Annotated in this window: 4 protein-coding genes; 3 read left to right on the top strand and 1 reads right to left on the bottom strand. The window is 40.7% G+C overall.

The features are described 5' to 3' along the window. Positions 1-614: serine dehydratase (locus tag GX437_08580; protein NLJ07710.1), on the bottom strand; the 614-nt coding region annotated here is incomplete at its 3' end. 46 nt (positions 615-660) lie between these two features. Here GX437_08580 and GX437_08575 point away from each other — a divergent pair. The 3 genes from GX437_08575 to truA are packed head-to-tail and all read left to right on the top strand — an operon-like array spanning position 661 to position 3,020. Continuing rightward, a complete protein-coding gene (locus GX437_08575) occupies positions 661-1,515 on the top strand; it encodes a glutaminyl-peptide cyclotransferase (GenBank protein ID NLJ07709.1) in 855 nt (284 codons plus the stop codon). After that, the gene (locus tag GX437_08570) at positions 1,516-2,235 is read left to right on the top strand and encodes a glycosyltransferase family 2 protein (GenBank protein NLJ07708.1); all 720 of its coding nucleotides are present in this window, start codon (positions 1,516-1,518) and stop codon (positions 2,233-2,235) included. 20 nt (positions 2,236-2,255) lie between these two features. Further along, the gene (truA, locus tag GX437_08565; GenBank protein NLJ07707.1) at positions 2,256-3,020 is read left to right on the top strand and encodes a tRNA pseudouridine(38-40) synthase TruA; all 765 of its coding nucleotides are present in this window, start codon (positions 2,256-2,258) and stop codon (positions 3,018-3,020) included. Positions 3,021-3,114: the final 94 nt, after the last annotated feature.

Raw genomic sequence — 3,114 nt, 5'->3', positions numbered from 1 at the left:
TTGAGAGACGACCTGTATCCCTTGGCTTTTTGAAAATAGGAGGAAGCTTTTCGTGAAATACCAAGTCCTCCGGGGATAATTCCATCCGCCTGAATACCCCGTCTGACGGCTTCTTTCATCACTTTCCAGACTTCTGTCAGATGTGTGGTGAAAGTTGCATCTTCAAAAGTGTAAACATATTCCCAAAGGCTCATGCCCCTGTAATGGCAATAACGCAGGATTTCATTGAATTTATGGTGAGGATAAATATCAGGCTCATGTATTTCTGCATTTTCTTCCACTATCTCACCTCCGCCAATGCTGTAATAAGTTTTTTCTGATAAAAGATTGTAGTTTTTATCAAAGGCTTTAAAAATCATTGCATTGGGATGAAAGGGGAGGGTGGTTTCGGGCTTCCATACAATCTCTGTCTGACGGGGTAAAAAAGTTTCGATGATGGCTTTATCGGTGAGGTGGCCTTTACCCGTTGCAGCCAGACTACCCAACAGTGTAATCTGAAAAGAAAAGGCATTTTTGTTTTCAGCCAGAAATTTTTCGGAAGCTCTTTTTGGCCCCATGGTATGGCTGCTCGATGGGCCAACGCCTGTTTTAAAGATATTGCCAGCGGATTTCATGATTATTCAAAGAGCAAAAATACCCTCATTATTTAAATTTCTGTGTGTGGCAGGGAAGTTTAACTTTGTAATTGAAATAAAAATTGATATGTGGTTAAAAAGACTTGTTTTTGTTGTTTTGATTTTCTCACTTTTGCTTGTTTCATGCAAAAAACAACAGAAAAAAACTCCTGAAGAAAAAATCCCATCGAAGGAAAGTGTTCAGGCAAAAACCATGACGTACAAAATTCTGAGGCAATTCAGCCATCCCGGAGACCGTCTTTATACGCAGGGATTTGAAATAGACAATGGAATTCTCTACGAAAGCAGTGGTTTGTATGGAAAATCGGCATTAAAAAAGATAGACCTTAAAACGGGTAAACTGCTGTCGTCTGTTGATTTAAAAGACTTCTTTGCCGAAGGGCTCACCATTCATGATGGCTACCTCACCTTGCTGACTTACAGGGAAAAGAAGGCTTATACCTATAGCCTTTCCGATTTTAGCCGGAAAGGAATAGAATTCAGTTATGAAACAGAAGGCTGGGGACTTGCCAACAATGGACAGCAATACATCATGAGCGATGGCAGCGACCGGATTTTCTTCAGAAATATGATGAATTTTTCGGTTGAAAGAGTGATTAATGTGAAACTGAGGGGAAAGCCGGTTTATTACCTGAATGAGCTGGAATATGTTGACGGAAAAATTTATGCGAATGTATATGGAGTGGGGAGAATTCTTGTTATTGATGAAAAAACAGGCATTGCCGAAGCAGAAATAGATGTTTCAAACCTGAACTGCTCTACCATATCGAATGCAAATCCTGAAGCAGTATTAAATGGCATTGCTTACGATAAAACTACCAAAACTTTTTATATCACGGGGAAAGAATGTCCCGACATTTACGAAGTAATTTTTGAATAGATGCCTGTTTTAAGTATCGTCATACCCGCCTTCAACGAAGAAAAAACCATTATATCCATTCTTGAAAAAGTCAGGAATTGCCGTTTACCTGATGGGATTGAAAAAGAAATCATCGTCATTGACGACTGTTCAAAAGATTCAACAGCCTCTTTGGTCAGGGAGTACAGGGAAAAATATCCTGAAGTGAATATAAAACTGATTGTACATGCTGAGAATCGGGGGAAAGGAGCCGCTATCCGCAACGGTATCCGTCTGGCAGAAGGAGATTACCTGATTATTCAGGATGCCGACCTTGAATATGATCCCGATGAATATACAGAAATGTTGCAGCCGGTTTTAAATGGGGTGGCAGATGTGGTGTACGGTTCCAGGTTCATGGGTGGAAAGCCACACCGGATATTGTTTTTCTGGCACTCAATAGGGAACAGATTACTGACGTTTATTTCCAATATGTTCACCAATCTCAACCTGACTGATATGGAAACCTGTTACAAACTTTTCCGTATGGAGATCATCAAATCAATTCAATTGAAAGAAGACCGGTTTGGATTTGAGCCGGAAGTAACAGCAAAAGTTTCCCGTATCCCCGGCATCAGGATATATGAGATAGGCATTTCCTACTATGGCAGGCAATATCAGGAAGGAAAGAAAATCAACTGGAAAGATGGCCTCAGGGCTTTGTACTGTATTTTAAAATATAACCTGTTTGTCAGAAGATAACTCCCTTAATCAATTCAATCATGAAAAACAGGTATTTTCTTGAAATAGCATATCTGGGTTCTCACTTTCATGGCTGGCAGATTCAACCCGGAAGTATCAGTGTTCAGCAGGTCATGAACGAACACATTTCCCTGATGTTGGGTGAAAAAATAAACTGTATGGGGTGCGGCAGGACGGATGCGGGTGTGCATGCCCGAAAGTTTTTTCTTCATTTTGATACCAGCCACAGTTTAACGTCAGATTTCAGGCATAAACTCAACAGTTTTTTGCCATTGGATATTCTCGTCAGAAAAATGTATGCATGCCCGCAAAAGATACATGCCCGCTGGGATGCGCTATCAAGGACCTATGAATATCTAATCTGCAAGGGGAAAAATCCTTTTTATATTGATCTGGCTCTGTTTTCTTATGAAAAATTTGATACAGACCTGATGAACAAAGCCAGCGCAATGATATTAAAAAATGAAGATTTTACTACCTTTAGCAAGGCACATGGCAGCCAGAAAAATCAGCTTTGTCGTGTTACCGAAGCATATTGGACAGAAACGGATGAATTTTACATTTTCCGGATTACAGCCAATCGTTTTGTCCGTTCAATGGTCAGGTTGCTTGCCGGAACGCTGCTGGATGTAGGACGTCAGAAAATAACGCCATCAGAATTTGAGGAAAGAATGCTTGCCTGCGACCGGAGCAAGGCAGGCAAATCACTTCCTGCTTGCGGTTTGTATCTTATAAATATTGAGTATCCTGAGAATTTCCTGATAGAAATGGCGGAACATTCCTGACCGATTTACCTGCTACCCGCTTGGCTTCTCTGTCGCAGATGATGTTTTCCATACACTTATCATGTCCTTTCACCCATTTAAACTCAAGATAACG

Source organism: Sphingobacteriales bacterium (assembly GCA_012517435.1).
Classification (GTDB): domain Bacteria; phylum Bacteroidota; class Bacteroidia; order CAILMK01; family JAAYUY01; genus JAAYUY01.
The sequence above is the reverse complement of the archived record's forward strand: the minus strand, read 5'-3'. Positions and strand labels throughout refer to the sequence as shown.